The sequence below is a fragment of the Streptomyces sp. NPDC057939 genome (genome assembly GCF_042887545.1).
Classification (GTDB): domain Bacteria; phylum Actinomycetota; class Actinomycetes; order Streptomycetales; family Streptomycetaceae; genus Streptomyces.
Map to the genome: position 1 here is coordinate 246,865 of NZ_JBHVPG010000005.1, position 14,136 is coordinate 261,000.

A 14,136-nucleotide genomic window follows, 5' to 3' on the forward strand; every position below is an offset into this window, starting at 1 on the left:
AGTTAAGGGGGTCAAGTAAAAGCTTGATAATGTCAACGATTCTGAGTAGGCTCCGGAGGTATGAGCACCACCGCCACGCCCCGGCCCACCAAGCTCCAGCTGCTGGAACTGCTCGCCGCGATCGGCACCGCCCAATGGCGGGACTTCGCGGCCGCGGCCGCGCGTCACGGCCTCACTTCCACGCAGGCCAAGGTCCTGGCCCAGCTGGAGGGGCCCGTACCCATGCGGGGGCTCGCCGCGCTGCTCGTCTGCGACGCCTCGAACGTCACCGGGATCGTCGACCGGCTGGAAGCCCGTGATCTGGTGCGGCGCGAGCCGTCCCCGGCCGACCGGCGCGTGAAGAACGTCGCCGCGACCGAGGCCGGCCGTGACGTCATCCGTCGGGTGCGCGAGGAGATGCAGGCCACGCACGGCGCCCTCGACGAGCTGGACGCCGACGAGAGCGCGACCCTCTACGCCCTGCTGGAGCGGCTGCGCCCCACCCTGGAGCGCGACTCCGGGGCCTGAGGGACGCCGCGGCCCGGCTTCGGAGCGGTTCCGTTCGGGTCGGTGGCCCGTTCCCGAGTTCCGGCGGTGGCCGGTCCCGCGTCCGGGTCGGCTCTCAGTCCTGCGGCGCCGCGGCGTCGAGGGCGGCCGTCAGGCGGCCCAGGCGCGTCTGGAGGTCGCGGATCTCGGACAGCTCGAACCCGGTGGCCGCCGCGATCCGGCGCGGCACCTCCACGGCGCGCGCCCGCAGCGCGGCGCCCTCGTCCGTGAGGACCGCGTGCACGGACCGCTCGTCCTCGGTGCTGCGCTCCCGCCGGATCAGACCGGCCGCCTCCAGCCGCTTGAGCAGGGGTGACAGCGTGCCCGAATCGAGGCGCAGGTGCTGTCCGAGTCGCTTGACCGGCATCCTGCCGTGCTCCCAGAGGACGAGCATCACCAAGTACTGCGGGTACGTCAGCCCCAGATCCTTCAGGACCACCCGGTAGAGCCCGCCGAAGGCGCGGCTCGCCGCGTTGAGCGCGAAGCAGATCTGCCCGTCCAGTCGGAGGAAGTCCTGATCGAGGACGCCCTGGTCGTGGACGTGCTGGTCGAAGACGTCCTGGTAGCGGAGGGCGTCGGCGGGCTGCTCGGTCATGGGGGCCAGTGTACCGGAGGGCTTCTTGTGAGCGATTGAGTTGTGCGCAATTTAATTGTGTGCTCTAGTAGTGGTCGAGGGCCGGCCGCCGGCCCCGCCCCTGTGAAAGGACCTCCCGATGAACGCGCTGTACACCGCCGTCGCCACCGCCAACGGCCGCGAGGGCCGCGCCGTCAGCTCCGACGGCCAGATCGACCTCGCGCTCGCCATGCCGCCGGCGCTCGGCGGCAACGGGCAGGGCACCAACCCCGAGCAGCTGTTCGCCGCCGGGTACGCCGCGTGCTTCGCCAGCGCCCTCGGCCTGGTCGGCCGTCAGGCGAAGGTCGACACCGGCGACATCTCCGTCACGGCGGAGACCTCCATCGGCCAGGACGACAGCGGCTTCGCGCTGGCCGTCACCCTGCGCATCGAGCTCCCCGAGGCCCTGGCGGGCGAGACCGGCGCCCTGCTGGTCAAGCAGGCGCACGAGGTCTGCCCCTACTCCAAGGCCACCCGCGGCAACATCCCCGTCGAGCTCGTCATCGAGTAGTCACCACCCGGGCCCCGGCCCGTGGGCGGTCCGTCAGGCGGTGCGCCGCGCGGCAACCACCGCGCAGGCCACCGCCAGCGGCAGTTCCACACCCACCGCGAGGGCCAGCGCCACACCCTGGCCGCCCGTCCCGGCGGAGGTCGTGACGTCGAACCAGGCGTCCATCGCCAGCAGCGCGGCCGTGGCCGCCGCGACCGGCGACACCCGCGGATCCCCCTTGCGCAGCAGCAGGCCCGTCACCGTCAGCCCGGCGGCCAGCGCCGCGTCGAGGCCGATCCAGGCGGTGGACCAGTTCGACACCTGCACGGTGTTCGGCACCGTCCGTGCCAGCACCACCATCCACGGCAGCAGCGCCAGCCCCGCGCCGGTGAACACCGCGGCGAGCCGCCGGGTTCGACGGTCGGCCCCGATGAGCCCTCCCGCCGTCCGCCGGACGACGCGGGCCTGCGGGCGGGCCGGGAACCGCTGGGTGACGAGGGCCATGGTCGCGGCCTCCTTCCTGCCCGGCGGACCGTCCCCCGGGCACACCACCACCCTGGTTCCGCGCCCCGTGAAGATCACTGGTGCCACGGCCCGAACCGGGGGTGGTGCCAGGTACACCCCGGACCGGGCGCCAGGGGGGTGGCAACGTCCCCCACCCGTCCGATTACCGTACGGACCATGGCACTTCGCGGCGCGTCGAGACGCACGTACACCTGGATCGCGGCGCACACCCCCTGGTCGGCGTGGGCCCGACGCAACACCGCCTTCTCCGTCGCGGCGATACCGGCCGCGCTCCCCGTCGTCCTCGGTCTCGTGGCCCTGGCCGCGACCCCGGACCGCACCCCGCTGCCCCTGCTCCTCGTCCTCGCCCTCCGGCCGTTGCTGACGCTCCTGCAGCGCAGCCGGCTGCGGACGCTGCTCGGCGTGCACGTGCCGCCCGTCGTGCGGGAACACCCGTGGAACTCCGCCCCCGGACTGGCCGAGAGGCTGCGGTCCGAGGCGACCTGGCGCCAGTACGGCTACCACCTGCTGATCGGTCCGTCCGCCGCCGTCGCGGGCGCGGTCGTCGTCCTCGGCTGGACCGTCGCCGTCGCGGCGACCACCGTGTACGCCTGGGAGTGGATGTTCCCCGCGGACGGATGGCTCCCCGGCTCCCCGGCGTCCTCGTACTACGACCTGATCACCGCGACCGGCCTGCTGGCCCTGCTCGCGACGCCCTGCGTGGCCGCGCTCACGACCCGGCTGGACGCCGCCGCCGCGACCGCCCTCCTCGGGCCCAACCGGGCGCGCGAGTTGGAGCGCCGCGTGGAGGACCTCGCCGAGAGCCGGGCCGGCGTGCTGGACGCCGCCGACCTCGAACGCCGCCGGATCGAACGGGACCTGCACGACGGCGCCCAACAGCGCCTGGTCTCCCTCGCCATGAACCTCGGCATCGCCCGCGCCACCCTGCCCGACCTGCCACCCGAGGCGAGAGCCGTCATCGACGAGGCCCACCGCGAGGCGAAGGAAGCCATCGAGGAGCTCAACGACCTGGTACGGGGCCTGCATCCGGCGGTCCTGGAGGACCGCGGACTGGACGCGGCGCTCTCCGGCATCGCCGCCCGCGCCCCCCTGCCCGTCGAGTTGACCGTGGAACTGACCCGCCGGCCCGGCCCCACCGTGGAGGCCGTCGCCTACTTCGTCGTCTCCGAAGCACTCGCCAACGTCGCCAAACACGCGCGCGCCGCGCACTGCCGCGTCCACGTGGCCTCCGTCCCCGGCCCGCGCGGCGACCTGTTGAGGGTCGTCGTCACCGACGACGGAGCGGGCGGCGCGGACCCGGCCGGCGGCACCGGACTGGTCGGCCTGCGCAAACGCGTAGGGTCGGTCGACGGAACGCTGTCGATCAACAGCCCCCTCGGGGGTCCTACCGTCATCACCGTGGAGCTGCCGTGCGGGCCGTGATCGCCGAGGACTCCGTCCTCCTGCGCATAGGGCTGGTCAAAGTCCTCGAAATGGCCGGGTTCGAGGTGGCCGCCGAGACGGGCGACGCCGAAGGGCTCCTCGCCGCCGTCGAGGAACACCGGCCCGATCTCGCCCTGATCGACGTCCGGATGCCGCCGGCCTTCACCGACGAGGGCGTCCGCGCCGCCCTGCTGATCCGGGCCCAGAGCCCCGGCACGGCCGTGCTGCTGCTCTCGCAGTACGTGGAGGAACGCTACGCCGCCGACCTGCTGTCGGCGCCGAGCGGCGCGGGCATCGGTTACCTCCTGAAGCAACGCGTCGCCGACGTCGAGGAGTTCGTCGACGCGGTGCGGCGCGTCGCGGCGGGCGGCACCGCCCTCGATCCGCAGGTCGTCGCGCAGCTCCTGCTGCGCCGCGGCGGCCCGGACCCGCTGGAGCGACTGACGCCCCGCGAGCGGGAGGTCCTCGCGCTGATGGCCGAGGGCCGCTCCAACGCGGGCATCGCGGCCGGACTCTTCGTGAGCGAGAGCGCGGTCGCCAAACACATCAACAACATCTTCGCCAAGCTCGACCTGCCCCCGGCCTCGGAAGCCCACCGCCGGGTCCTCGCGGTGCTCCGGTTCCTGGACGGCGCGGCGTGACGGACCCCGGGGACCGCCCCGGGCGGACCCCCGGCGCGACGGACTCGCGGTACGGGCCGGGCCCGGCGGTGCACCGGCTCGCCTGGCTCACCGCCTCGGGGCTGAGCGCCGTCCTCGTGGTGGTCGCGGTCGCCCTGCGGTTGCCGGTGGCCGGCAGCCCCCGCCCCGTCGTCGTGCAGGGCGGCAGCGAGGGCCGGCCGGTGACGGCGGTGGAGATCGTCGGCGGCGGCGCGGACGTCGGGGTCACCCCCGCCGGGGACCGCGAGGTGACCTACCGGGCCCGGATCACCCGCGCCTCGTCGGCCCCGACCGTCGAGGAGAACCGGCTCGGCGGCACCCTGCGACTGACCCCGCACTGCCCGGGCGAGGACTCGGGCTGCTCGGCGCAACTGCTCGTCACCGTCCCGCGGGACGTGCCCGTGAAGGTGTCGGGCGGGTCCGGCCGGGTCTCGCTGAGCGGTCTCGACGGCGCCGTCGACGCGGAGGTCACCTCCGGCTCCCTCACCCTGACCGGGCTGCGCGGTCCCCTGCGCGCCGCAGTCGGGTCGGGCATCCTGCGCGCCGGCGCGCTGGGCTCCGCGAGGGTGGAGGTACGTACGGGTTCAGGGCGCGGGGAGGTCGAGTTCGTGGTCCCGCCGGAGCGCGTCACGGGGTACGCCGGGTCCGGCCGCCTGGACATCACCGTCCCGGCGTCCTCCCGGTTCCGCGTCGCGTGCCGGACCGGGGAGGGGCGGTGCGAGGTCGACGCGGCCCTCGGCGACCCGGGGTCCGCGCACTCCCTCGACCTCACCGCCGGGTCCGGCCGCGTCCGGGCGGGCCCGCCCACCCCCTGAGGAGGGCGCGGTGCGGCCGGCACCGGCGTCCTGCGGGTGAGGTCGCGCCGACGGAGGGCGCAAGCCCTCAGACGACGTGGCGTCCGCCGTCGACGGTGAGGACGTCGCCCGTCGTGTACGCGGCGTTGACCAGGTACAGGGCCGCCCCCGCCACGTCGTCGCCGGTACCGACCCGGCGCAGCGGTGTGTTGTCCGTGATCCACTCGCGCGAGCTCTCCCAGACGGCCTCCGCCCCGTCGTACCAGGGCGTGTCGATCAGCCCGGGCGCCACCGCGTTCACCCGCACGTCGGGCCCCAGTTGGGACGCCAGGAGCCGCGTCATGTGGTTGAGGGCCGCCTTGCTCACGGCGTACGGGATCGAGCTGCCGAGGGCGCGGGTCGCCGAGACGGAGGAGATGTTGACGATCGACCCGGCTCCGGATTCCCGCAGGTGGGGGACGGCGGCGGTGGTCATCTGCCAGGCGCCGATGACGTTGACGTCGAAGATGGCGCGCCAGGCGTCGGCGTCCGCGCCCTCCAGGTCGTCGAGCGGGATGAACCGGGTGGTGCCGGCGTTGTTGACGAGGATGTCGAGCCGGCCGAAGGCCTCCACCGCGGTCCGGACGATCCGCCGGGCGTCCTCGGCGTCGGACACGTCCCCCTGCACGTAGACGGCGTCGGGGAGTTCGGCCGCCAGCGCCTTGCCCGCCCGCTCGCTGTGGGCCGAGTTGACCACCACACGGATGCCCTCGGCGGCCAGCCGGCGCGCGATGGACGCGCCGATGCCCGAGGAGGAGCCGGTGATCAGGGCGACGCGGGACTCGGTCAACGTTCCTCCAGCTCAGGGTCGGGCACGGTCCGGGGATCGTAACGCGCACCTCGTGGAATTCGAATTCCGCTTTACGGAAACCGCGCGCCCGGTGCCGGGCCCGCAGGCGGCGGCCCCGCGCCGGTCGGTCGGCGCCCGCGGGCCCGGCCCCGGGCGGTCAGCGGCGTCGGAGGGCTCCGCGGACGAAGGCGGCCTGGCCCGCGTGCTGGAGGTCGTCGGACAGGACGCTGACCAGCCGGACCGCCAGGGTGACCGGCGGGTCCCAACGGTCGTCGACCACCCGGTCCAGATCGGTCGCGGCGAGGCCGCGCAGGTGGCCCAGGGTCCGCTCGTGGACGGCGTCGTGGTAACCGAGCAGCAGCTCACCGGCGTCCACCCGGACCGCGGCCACCTCCCGCGGGCCGTGCCCGTAGCCGGTCGCGTCGGCGGGCAGGTCGAGTGCGAACCGATCGGCCCAGCCCCCGGCGGACCACACCTGGTCGGTGCCCGCGGCGTCGGCCAGGTGGTCGTCCTGGACCCGGGTCAGGTGCCAGACCAGCCAGGTGATCGAGTTCGCCTCCGGGTCGGGCCGGGCGTTGAGTTCCTCGGCGGAGAGCCCGTCGACCACCTCGTGCACCACTTCGCGGACCCGCCCGAAGCCGTCCGCGAGTACATCGGTTGCCTTCATGCGCCGTCCTCGGTCGTATCGCGTCGAGGCGACCGCCGGGCCGGTGGCCGCCGCCGGGACCACCATGCAAGGCCCGCGGGCAGCGGCGTCGGAGACACTCCGTCAGCGGAGCGAGCGGCGTCGGCGGCGCAGCAGGACACCGGCCGCCGCCCCGGCCAGGGCGATGCCGGCGACGCCCGCCGTGGTCCACCAGCCGGTGTTGTCGCCGGCGGGGTCGGACTCCGCCGCCGTGGGAGCGGGCGCGGACGGCCCGGGGGACCCGGGCGCGGCGGACCGGGCCGCCGCCGGCGCGGGCACGGAGGCCGGCACCGAGGCCGGCGCGGGCGCGGACGCCGCGGTCGAGGGCGCGGGGTCGACGACCGGCACGCCGACTTCCGCCGTGCCGTGTCCGAGGCCGGGGAAGCCCGTGTCGACGCTGACCGTCCAGGTGCCGGGCGGGAGCGACTCGGCCGTCGTCCAACCGGCGGGCCTGGCGGGATCGCGGACCAGCCGCCAGGGTCCCTCGGTGCGGGTGCCGTCGGCGCTGACCGAGTTCACGGTGGCGGCGACCTGCTCGTCGACCGGATCCCCGTCGTTCTCCCAGGTGACGTCCGCGGTGACGTGGCCGTCGCGTTGTCCCGTGACCACCACCTTCAGGGTGTCGCCGTGGGCGTGGGCGGGGCCGGCGAGGGCCACGCCCTGGACGAGGGCCAGCAGGGCGAGGCCGAGTCCGGCCAGGGTCGGGGAAACGGCGGCGCGCAGTCGCATCGGCACGGTGCTCCAGGTGATGAGGAGAGCGGGAGGGGAGCGGAACGTGTGGGGGGAGGGCGAGGGGGACGTGGGGGAGGTGAGGCGTGGGGGGAGGCGGCGGGCGGCCGCAGGGGAGTACGGCCGCCCGCCCGTTCAGGAGGTGGTCAGGCGGCCTTGCGGGCCGTCCAGACCTGCGCCGGACGGCCGTCCGCGCGCTGGAGTTCGAGCAGCCAGTCCCCGTAGTAGGGGCGGTTGCTCACGGCGAGCGCGAAGCCGCCGCTCGGGTCGGAGACCGTCACCGCGCCGTCGCGGGTGGAGACCTTCCAGCGCTGCGCGCCGGCGCTCCCGCAGGGCTGCTGCGCGACCCACATGCCGGCGGCGGGTGCGCCGCCCGGCTGGAGGCACTTGCCGGAGACCGCGGACCGGATGCGGACCAGTCCGTCACCCGCGTCGTCGAAGAACCACTGCTGCTGCGCGTAACCGTTGTTGCGCCCGGCGACGAGGACGGTGCCGTCCGCGGTCCGTCCGCCCCACAGCTCCGCGGCCATGCCGGTGCTGCCGTTGCCGAGCACGTAGCGGGTGCCCGGGGTGGTGGCGCCACCGTTCTTGTCCGCCGTGCGGAACGAGGCGGCCTTGCCGGCCCCGCTGTCCCGACCGGCGTTGTCACGGACGGACACGGCGGCCGTGTACGCCGTCCCCGGACGCAGGTTGTAGACGCGCAGCGACGTGGACTGGACCCAGGTGAGGTGCTTGCCGTTCAGCATGACCTGGTACCAGGCGGCGCCCTCGGTCCTCGGCCAGCTCAGCACCACCGAGTCCGGCTGGATCTGGCCGGCCGTCACGGTCGGTCCGCCGGTGGGCTTCCCGGTGGGCGTCGGCGTCGGGGTCGGCGTCGGCTTCGGCGTCGGGGTCGGCTTGCCGGTCGGCGTCGGCGTCGGGTTCGGGCCGGGGTCCGTGCCGCCGCCTCCGCCGGCCGCGCGCATCAGGAACTGGTTGTCCGCGATGTTCCAGTGGGTGGCGAGGTAGCTGCCCGCCTTCGGACTGGTGTGGAAGTAGTCGTCGTGGTTGCAGTCCAGGATGTTCTCGGCCGCCTGGTTGGTGCAGACGTTGCGCATCTTGGGGTAGTACGGGGTGTCCGAGTAGCACATGACGTCCCACTCGTCCGTGCAGTGCGCGCCGCGGCTGGTGTTCGGGGCGCTGTTGTTGACCGCGCCCAGGTTGTGGCCCAGTTCGTGCGCGGCCGTGTGGCCGCCCCAGCAGCCCGAGTCGGTGCGCCCGTAGGACGGACCGAAGTTGCTCAGGTTGTTCTGGCCGGGGCGCTCGTCACCGGCGAAGGTGCCGATGCCGCAGTAGATCTTGGCGTCCGCGAAGATCATGTACTTGCGGTCCCGGCGGTCCAATCCCTTGGCGGCGAGCGCCTTGTTGGTCGCGCTGAACTCCGCGAGAGCGGACTGCGGCAGCTCGATGCTGAGCACCGAAGGCGTGCAGTCGGCGGCCGTCACGTAGCGGATGTGACGGACACCGCCCGTCTCCTTGGCGCTCGCGGAGTAGATGACGTCGGCGTCGGCGGCCCACTTGCGGAAGGAGGCGAGGTACTCGGCGTACCGGTCCTGGCCCGGGGCGTGCACGTACACGACCTGCACGCGGTTGCCGGTGGTTCCGTCGCCGTCGCACTGGACGGTCTGACCGGCCGGGCCGGCGGCGACCGCCTGGCTCCCGGCTGCGGGAGGTGCGGGCGCCGCGGCGGCCTGGGCGCTGCCGGCGTCGGCTGCCGCGGGCGCGTCCTGAGGACGCCCGCCGCCTTCCGTGGCGGCCGGGTCGCCCGCAGCGGGGGCGGCGGGGTCGGCGGCCGGGGCCTTCGCCTTGACCGCGGGCGGGATGTCCTTCTTGATGTCGACGCCGCCGGGAGGGGCGTCGGGGCCGTGCGTGCAGTGGCCTGCGTCCGTGCGGTAGACACCGGCGCAACTGTCGCCCTTGGGCGCCGCCTCCAGGCCGTCGTAGACCATTCCGCGTGTGCCCTCGTTCGCGGGCTTGGCCTTGATGGGGGCGGGGTCCGCGTCCCGGGCGGGCGCCGAGGCCGGCTCGGGGGAGTCCGTGCCGGGTCCCGCGGCCATGGCGGGCGGGACCGCTTCGGCCTGGTCGCCGAACCCGGAGTAGGCAAGGCCTCCCGCGATCACCGCCGCCGCGGCAACGGCGGCGGTGACGAGTATGAGCCGCCGGGGTCTGCGCCGGTCCTCACGGGGTCTGCGGCGTCGGCCGCCCGCGCGTCTGACTGTCATGCGCACCTCAAATCGATGTGAGGGGGGTGGGTGCGCGGAAGCTTGCCAGAAGGACGCCGAGAAGAATTCGGACAAACGGGAATGGGGCCCGAGAAATCTATCCGTTACCTTGTGGTTGAATCTGATGAACAGTCAACTTGCTTGAAAATAAACGAAGTTACGCGCGTTGCGCCCGAATGGTCCAGGCCAATAAAGGGATCTCGTTATCAAATCGAGATATGAGGCGGAATCTTGTTGACGGGAATTCAGTCAGGTATTCATGCAAAAACTACCTGCCGAATCTTTCCGGTCACGAGCGGTGAACCAAGCCACGGTCCTGGGTGCCCAGGCCGCCCGAACGCTCCGGCGGCGGCAAGGGCACCCGTACGGACTACTTCCCGGCGTCCCGCTCCCAGCGGTAGAACCGGTGCGCCATCGCGTCCTTGGGTCCCCGCCAGGTCTGCGGGTCGTGCGGACTGATGAACGCCGAGAGCCGGTCGCTGAGATCGCGGAACTCCGGGTGCCCGGTGACCTCGGCGATGGCCGGACCGGGATCCGTCTCGGACTCGATCAGGTGCAGGTACACGTCCCCGAACTGGAACAGACTGCGGTGCTTGACCCCCACCAACCGGGGGAGTTCGCCCGCGTCCGAGGCGGCGAACAGGCCGGCGATGTCGGGTGCCGAACCGGGCGCCATGCGGGCCACGATGAGGGCTTGGTGCATCGGGAGGTTTGCCTTTCGTCTCGGGTGAGGAGAAGCGAGGTGCGGGTGGACGAGGTGAGGTCGGGTACGGAGGGACGCTGCCGGTGGCTCAGCGCCGCTCGGCGACCGGGGTGCGCACCCCGCGCCGACCCTGCTCGATCTTGTCCCGGATGAGTTCCATCTGGATCCGGGAGTTGTGGTTGATCCGCTTGGTCATGCCCTCGTCGTCGATGGGGGCGTCCGGCTTCATCGCGAAGTCCTGCACCCAGCGCATCCGGGTGCCGCCGCCGGCCACCTCGCCGTACTCCCAGTGGATGTTCATGTGGGCGAACGGTCCGGTCTCCACCCGGCGGGCCTTCACGGTCAGGCCCGCGCGGTCCACGGTGCGCTCGGAGACCCAGCTCCACACCACGCCGTTCTCGTCGGGGTGCATGGCGAGGCGGAACCGGGTGGTGTTCCCCTCCTTCTCCAGGATCTCGATCGACGCGTACTCGCTGAACAGCTCCGGCCAGTTCGGCAGGTCGTTCGTCACGTCCCACACGACGTCGACGGGCGCGTCCACGTGGATCTCGTTGTCGGTGTGTCCAGGCATGTCAGGCTCCGGTCATCAGGCTGTTGTTCACGAGGTCGAGGAACTCGTGGGGGCTCTTGCAGCGGTCGGCGTCGGTGGGCAGCGCCCGACCGCGCCGGTTCTCCAGCTCGCCGACGATGCCGAGCAGGCCCAGCGAGTCGAGTCCGTACTCGTCGAACCGCGACTCCGGACGGTCCCGCATCTCGGAGGGGTCGACGGTGATGCCCGCGGTCTTCATCAGGGCCGCGAGCTCTTCCATGGTCAGTCGGTCGGACATGGGTGCCTTCTCTCTTTCCTGCTTCCGGAGTGCCGCGCCGATGACGCCGCGGCCCTGACGAGCGGGTCCCGATCCCTACACGGGCGATTCGGGCCCTTTGCGGAGGACGACCGCCGCGTTCGAACCCATGAGGCCCCGGCTCAGTACGAGCGCGGTCCGCACGGGCGCGACCCGGGCGCCGCCGGTCACGACGTCGAGGTCGTGGCAGACCTCGAACACGTTCGGCGTGGGGGGTACGACGCCGTGTTCCAGGGCCATCACGGCCGCGGCGACGTCGAGGGTGCCGGCCGCGCAGTAGGCCCGTCCGGTACCGGTCTTGGGGGCGGTCACGGCCACCCGGGCCCCGTGGGCGCCGAGCGCGTCGTGGATCGCCCGCACCTCGGCGGCATCCGCCTCCGGCGTGCCGAGGGCGTCCGCGAAGACGACGTCCACCTCCTCGGGCGCGACACCGGCCTCCGCCAGCGCGCCGCGGATCGCGTGGGCGAGGCCCTCGGCGGACTCCTCCCAGCGGCCCGGCCCGGTGAAGGTCGCGGCGTGGCCGGCCAGTACGGCCCGCACCGTCGCGCCCCGGGCGGCGGCCGCGGCCGCCTCCTCGACGACGAACATCGCGCCGCCCTCGGCCGGGGCGAAGCCGCACGCCTTCGAGGTGAAGGGGCGGTAGGCGCGCTCCGGTTCCTCCCGGGTGCTGAGGCCCGGGTACCCGAGCTGGCACACCATCGAGTACGGGGCGAGCGGCGCCTCCGTGGCGCCGACCAGCATCGCCCTGCTGCCCCGCCGGATCTGCCGGGCGGCGTGGGCGAACGCGTCGAGCCCGCCCGCCTCGTCGGAGGCGACGACCCCGCACGGACCCTTGAACCCGCGCCGGATGGAGACCTGCCCGGTGCTGGCCGCGTAGAACCAGGCGATGGACTGGTACGGGCCGACGAAGCGGGGGCCCCGCCCCCACAGCCGCTGCAACTCGCGCTGCCCGAACTCGCCGCCGCCCGAACCCGCGGCGGTGACGACACCCACCGCGTACGGATCGTCCTCGTAGTCCGCCCGGCCGAGCCGGGCGTGCTCCAGGGCGAGGTCGGCCGCGGCCAGGGCGTAGTGACTGAAGCGGTCGGTCTGCACCAGGAACCGGTCCTCGACGAGGGACCCGGGCTCGAAGCCCCGGACCTCACCGGCGACCCGCAGCGGCAGGTGCTCGCACCCCTGCCGGGTCACCCGGTCGAGGACGCTGACGCCCGACTGCGTCGCCTTCCAGAAGGCATCGGCGCCGACGCCGTTGGGCGCGACGACTCCGATGCCCGTCACGACCACCGACTTGCCGGCTGTGGCAGTACGGCTGTTCACGCGCGCACCTCCTTGGGCTGGGTCAGGACCACGGCGGACTGGAAGCCGCCGAAGCCGCTGCCGACCGACAGCACGTTGCGCAGGGTGTGGTTGCGGGCCGTTCGCGGCACGTAGTCCAGATCGCACTCCGGATCCGGGGTCTCGTAGTTCGCCGTCGGCGGCACCACGTGGTGGGTCATGGCCAGGACGCAGGCCGCGAGCTCGATCGCGCCGATCGCGCCGAGGGAGTGCCCCACCATCGACTTGATGGAGCTCATCGGCGTCTCGTAGGCGTGCGCGCCCAGGACCCGCTTGACGGCCGCCGTCTCGTGCCGGTCGTTCTGCTTGGTGCCGGAACCGTGCGCGTTGACGTAGTCGATCTCCGCGGAGTCGACCTCGGCCTGGTCCAGGGCCGTCCGGATCGCCCGGGCCATCTCCAGGCCCTCCGGGGTCAGCCCCGTCATGTGGTGGGCGTTGCCGAAGGTGGCGTAACCGCCGACCTCGCAGTACACGGTCGCACCGCGGGCCCGGGCGTGCTCCAGCTCCTCCAGCACCAATATCGCGCCGCCCTCGCCGAGCACGAAACCGTCCCGGTCCGCGTCGAACGGCCTCGACGCGTGCGCCGGGTCGTCGTTGTTCGCCGAGGTCGCCTTGATCGCGTCGAAGCAGGCCACGGTGATCGGGGAGACGGGGGAGTCGGAGGCGCCGGCGACGCAGACGTCCATCCGGCCGTCCTGGATGGCGTGCACGGCGTACCCGATGGCGTCGAGCCCGGACGTGCAGCCGGTGGAGACGGTCTGTACCGGCCCGCGCGCCCCGGTCTGTTCCGCCACCGCCGAAGCGAGCGTGGCGGGGGTGAACGCGCGGTGCAGGAACGGCGAGGCGAGCCGGTGGTCCACGTCCCACCAGTCGCCCTTCTGGCTGACGGCGACGTAGTCGTGCTCCAGACGGGTGGTCCCGCCCACCGCGGTGCCCAGGGAGACCCCGGTGCGCCACGCGTCCTCGCCGTCGAGGGTCAGTCCCGCGTCGGCCATCGCCTCACGGGCGGCGACCAGCGCGAACTGGATGTACCGGTCCGCCCGGGCCGAGTCATCGGGGCCCAGGCCGTGTGCGGTCGGCTCGAAGTCGACCTCGGCGGCTATCCGGGAGCGGAACCCGGCCGGGTCGAACAGGGTGATGCCCCGCGTCGCCGTACGGCCGTTGGACAGCAGGTCCCAGAACGCGGCCGCGCCGATCCCGCCGGGCGCGACGACACCGACACCGGTGACGGCCACCCGTCGGCGGGTCAAGAGACCACGCCCGTACGCTCGGGCGGGCGCTCGGCCCACGCGGTGCCCCCGGGGTTCGGAGCCTCCTCGGTGTCCACGTGCCCGAGCTCCGGGCGCGGTGCGAGCGGGCCGAGGTGGAACACCATCCGGGCCTCGGTGCTGCCGACGTTGCGGAAGCGGTGCCGCACGTTCAGCGGGACGAGGAGCCCCTGGTCCGTGCGCAGCGGGTGCGGTTCCCCGTCGAGGTCGACCTCCAGGGAGCCGCTCACCACGTACACGAACTCCTCGGAGTACGGGTGGTAGTGCTCGGCGATCGACTCCCCGGGGGCGATCAGGGCCAGCCCCATGAATCCGCTCGTCGAACCCACCGAGGTCGGCGTGAGCACGGCGCGCAGGTCACCTCCACGCCTGGTGTTGGGCTGCGTCTCGCTGAGATCGACGATGCGCGGGTGATGTTGCGTCATGACTGACTTCCTCCTGGCGGTGCGGAGC

17 protein-coding genes are annotated in these 14,136 nt (G+C 73.3%); 5 read left to right on the plus strand and 12 right to left on the minus strand.

From position 1 onward, the window contains the following. Positions 1-60 precede the first annotated feature (60 nt). Positions 61-507, plus strand: a complete 447-nt coding sequence (locus tag ACFVS6_RS08785) for a MarR family winged helix-turn-helix transcriptional regulator (RefSeq protein ID WP_389701943.1) — start codon at positions 61-63, stop codon at positions 505-507. 94 nt (positions 508-601) lie between these two features. Here the strand turns inward: ACFVS6_RS08785 and ACFVS6_RS08790 are convergent, their stop codons facing one another. Next, positions 602-1,120: a MarR family winged helix-turn-helix transcriptional regulator gene (locus tag ACFVS6_RS08790; protein ID WP_389701945.1), complete on the minus strand. Its 519-nt coding sequence runs from the start codon at positions 1,118-1,120 to the stop codon at positions 602-604. 118 nt (positions 1,121-1,238) lie between these two features. On the opposite strand from ACFVS6_RS08790, the gene ACFVS6_RS08795 reads away from it, so the two are divergent. After that, complete coding sequence (locus ACFVS6_RS08795) at positions 1,239-1,649, plus strand: organic hydroperoxide resistance protein (protein WP_389701946.1); 411 nt, start codon at positions 1,239-1,241, stop codon at positions 1,647-1,649. Between the two features lie 33 nt (positions 1,650-1,682). Here the strand turns inward: ACFVS6_RS08795 and ACFVS6_RS08800 are convergent, their stop codons facing one another. Continuing rightward, positions 1,683-2,132, minus strand: coding sequence for a hypothetical protein (locus ACFVS6_RS08800; protein ID WP_389701947.1), 450 nt, complete (start codon positions 2,130-2,132; stop codon positions 1,683-1,685). 177 nt (positions 2,133-2,309) lie between these two features. Between ACFVS6_RS08800 and ACFVS6_RS08805 the strand changes: the two genes are divergently transcribed. Genes ACFVS6_RS08805 through ACFVS6_RS08815 form a run of 3 tightly spaced genes read left to right on the plus strand, consistent with a single transcriptional unit; the run spans position 2,310 to position 5,049 of the window. Beyond that, positions 2,310-3,575: a histidine kinase gene (locus ACFVS6_RS08805; RefSeq protein ID WP_389701949.1), complete on the plus strand. Its 1,266-nt coding sequence runs from the start codon at positions 2,310-2,312 to the stop codon at positions 3,573-3,575. Further along, the gene (locus tag ACFVS6_RS08810) at positions 3,563-4,216 is read left to right on the plus strand and encodes a LuxR C-terminal-related transcriptional regulator (RefSeq protein WP_389701951.1); all 654 of its coding nucleotides are present in this window, start codon (positions 3,563-3,565) and stop codon (positions 4,214-4,216) included. Before ACFVS6_RS08805 ends, ACFVS6_RS08810 begins: the two co-directional genes overlap by 13 nt. Beyond that, positions 4,213-5,049 carry a hypothetical protein gene (locus ACFVS6_RS08815; RefSeq protein ID WP_389701952.1) on the plus strand — a complete coding sequence of 279 codons (837 nt, stop codon included), beginning with the start codon at positions 4,213-4,215 and terminating at the stop codon, positions 5,047-5,049. The genes ACFVS6_RS08810 and ACFVS6_RS08815 overlap by 4 nt, the downstream gene beginning before the upstream one ends. Before the next feature lie 67 nt (positions 5,050-5,116). Here ACFVS6_RS08815 and ACFVS6_RS08820 read toward each other — a convergent pair whose 3' ends face one another. The 10 genes from ACFVS6_RS08820 to ACFVS6_RS08865 all read right to left on the minus strand — a co-directional run bounded on the left by ACFVS6_RS08820 (position 5,117) and on the right by ACFVS6_RS08865 (position 14,108). Then, the gene (locus tag ACFVS6_RS08820) at positions 5,117-5,857 is read right to left on the minus strand and encodes an SDR family NAD(P)-dependent oxidoreductase (protein WP_389701953.1); all 741 of its coding nucleotides are present in this window, start codon (positions 5,855-5,857) and stop codon (positions 5,117-5,119) included. A 157-nt stretch (positions 5,858-6,014) separates the two neighbouring features. Further along, on the minus strand, positions 6,015-6,524 hold the full coding sequence (locus tag ACFVS6_RS08825; protein WP_389701954.1) for a DinB family protein: 510 nt from the start codon (positions 6,522-6,524) through the stop codon (positions 6,015-6,017). Positions 6,525-6,626: 102 nt separating this feature from the next. Continuing rightward, complete coding sequence (locus ACFVS6_RS08830; protein ID WP_389701956.1) at positions 6,627-7,271, minus strand: LPXTG cell wall anchor domain-containing protein; 645 nt, start codon at positions 7,269-7,271, stop codon at positions 6,627-6,629. Positions 7,272-7,417: 146 nt separating this feature from the next. Beyond that, positions 7,418-9,532, minus strand: a complete 2,115-nt coding sequence (locus ACFVS6_RS08835) for an RICIN domain-containing protein (protein ID WP_389701957.1) — start codon at positions 9,530-9,532, stop codon at positions 7,418-7,420. A 370-nt stretch (positions 9,533-9,902) separates the two neighbouring features. Continuing rightward, a complete protein-coding gene (locus ACFVS6_RS08840; protein WP_389701958.1) occupies positions 9,903-10,235 on the minus strand; it encodes a TcmI family type II polyketide cyclase in 333 nt (110 codons plus the stop codon). A gap of 88 nt (positions 10,236-10,323) precedes the next feature. Further along, positions 10,324-10,806 (minus strand): SRPBCC family protein, encoded by a 483-nt coding sequence (locus ACFVS6_RS08845; protein ID WP_389701959.1) that lies wholly within the window; start codon positions 10,804-10,806, stop codon positions 10,324-10,326. A 1-nt stretch (position 10,807) separates the two neighbouring features. After that, positions 10,808-11,062, minus strand: coding sequence for a phosphopantetheine-binding protein (locus tag ACFVS6_RS08850; protein WP_389701961.1), 255 nt, complete (start codon positions 11,060-11,062; stop codon positions 10,808-10,810). 75 nt (positions 11,063-11,137) lie between these two features. Then, on the minus strand, positions 11,138-12,397 hold the full coding sequence (locus ACFVS6_RS08855; RefSeq protein WP_389701963.1) for a beta-ketoacyl synthase N-terminal-like domain-containing protein: 1,260 nt from the start codon (positions 12,395-12,397) through the stop codon (positions 11,138-11,140). After that, complete coding sequence (locus ACFVS6_RS08860; protein ID WP_389701965.1) at positions 12,394-13,665, minus strand: beta-ketoacyl-[acyl-carrier-protein] synthase family protein; 1,272 nt, start codon at positions 13,663-13,665, stop codon at positions 12,394-12,396. Before ACFVS6_RS08860 ends, ACFVS6_RS08855 begins: the two co-directional genes overlap by 4 nt. Beyond that, complete coding sequence (locus ACFVS6_RS08865) at positions 13,662-14,108, minus strand: cupin domain-containing protein (RefSeq protein WP_389701967.1); 447 nt, start codon at positions 14,106-14,108, stop codon at positions 13,662-13,664. Before ACFVS6_RS08865 ends, ACFVS6_RS08860 begins: the two co-directional genes overlap by 4 nt. Between the last annotated feature and the right edge of the window lie 28 nt (positions 14,109-14,136).

Bases quoted from the DNA above. Each gene is read 5' to 3' on its own strand.
- ACFVS6_RS08795 (WP_389701946.1), top strand. From the start codon at position 1,239: ATGAACGCGCTGTACACCGCCGTCGCCACCGCCAACGGCCGCGAGGGC.
- ACFVS6_RS08790 (WP_389701945.1), bottom strand. From the start codon at position 1,120: ATGACCGAGCAGCCCGCCGACGCCCTCCGCTACCAGGACGTCTTCGAC.
- ACFVS6_RS08830 (WP_389701956.1), bottom strand. From the start codon at position 7,271: ATGCGACTGCGCGCCGCCGTTTCCCCGACCCTGGCCGGACTCGGCCTC.
- ACFVS6_RS08840 (WP_389701958.1), bottom strand. From the start codon at position 10,235: ATGCACCAAGCCCTCATCGTGGCCCGCATGGCGCCCGGTTCGGCACCC.
- ACFVS6_RS08835 (WP_389701957.1), bottom strand. From the start codon at position 9,532: ATGACAGTCAGACGCGCGGGCGGCCGACGCCGCAGACCCCGTGAGGAC.
- ACFVS6_RS08845 (WP_389701959.1), bottom strand. From the start codon at position 10,806: ATGCCTGGACACACCGACAACGAGATCCACGTGGACGCGCCCGTCGAC.
- ACFVS6_RS08805 (WP_389701949.1), top strand. From the start codon at position 2,310: ATGGCACTTCGCGGCGCGTCGAGACGCACGTACACCTGGATCGCGGCG.
- ACFVS6_RS08785 (WP_389701943.1), top strand. From the start codon at position 61: ATGAGCACCACCGCCACGCCCCGGCCCACCAAGCTCCAGCTGCTGGAA.
- ACFVS6_RS08850 (WP_389701961.1), bottom strand. From the start codon at position 11,062: ATGTCCGACCGACTGACCATGGAAGAGCTCGCGGCCCTGATGAAGACC.
- ACFVS6_RS08825 (WP_389701954.1), bottom strand. From the start codon at position 6,524: ATGAAGGCAACCGATGTACTCGCGGACGGCTTCGGGCGGGTCCGCGAA.
- ACFVS6_RS08800 (WP_389701947.1), bottom strand. From the start codon at position 2,132: ATGGCCCTCGTCACCCAGCGGTTCCCGGCCCGCCCGCAGGCCCGCGTC.
- ACFVS6_RS08865 (WP_389701967.1), bottom strand. From the start codon at position 14,108: ATGACGCAACATCACCCGCGCATCGTCGATCTCAGCGAGACGCAGCCC.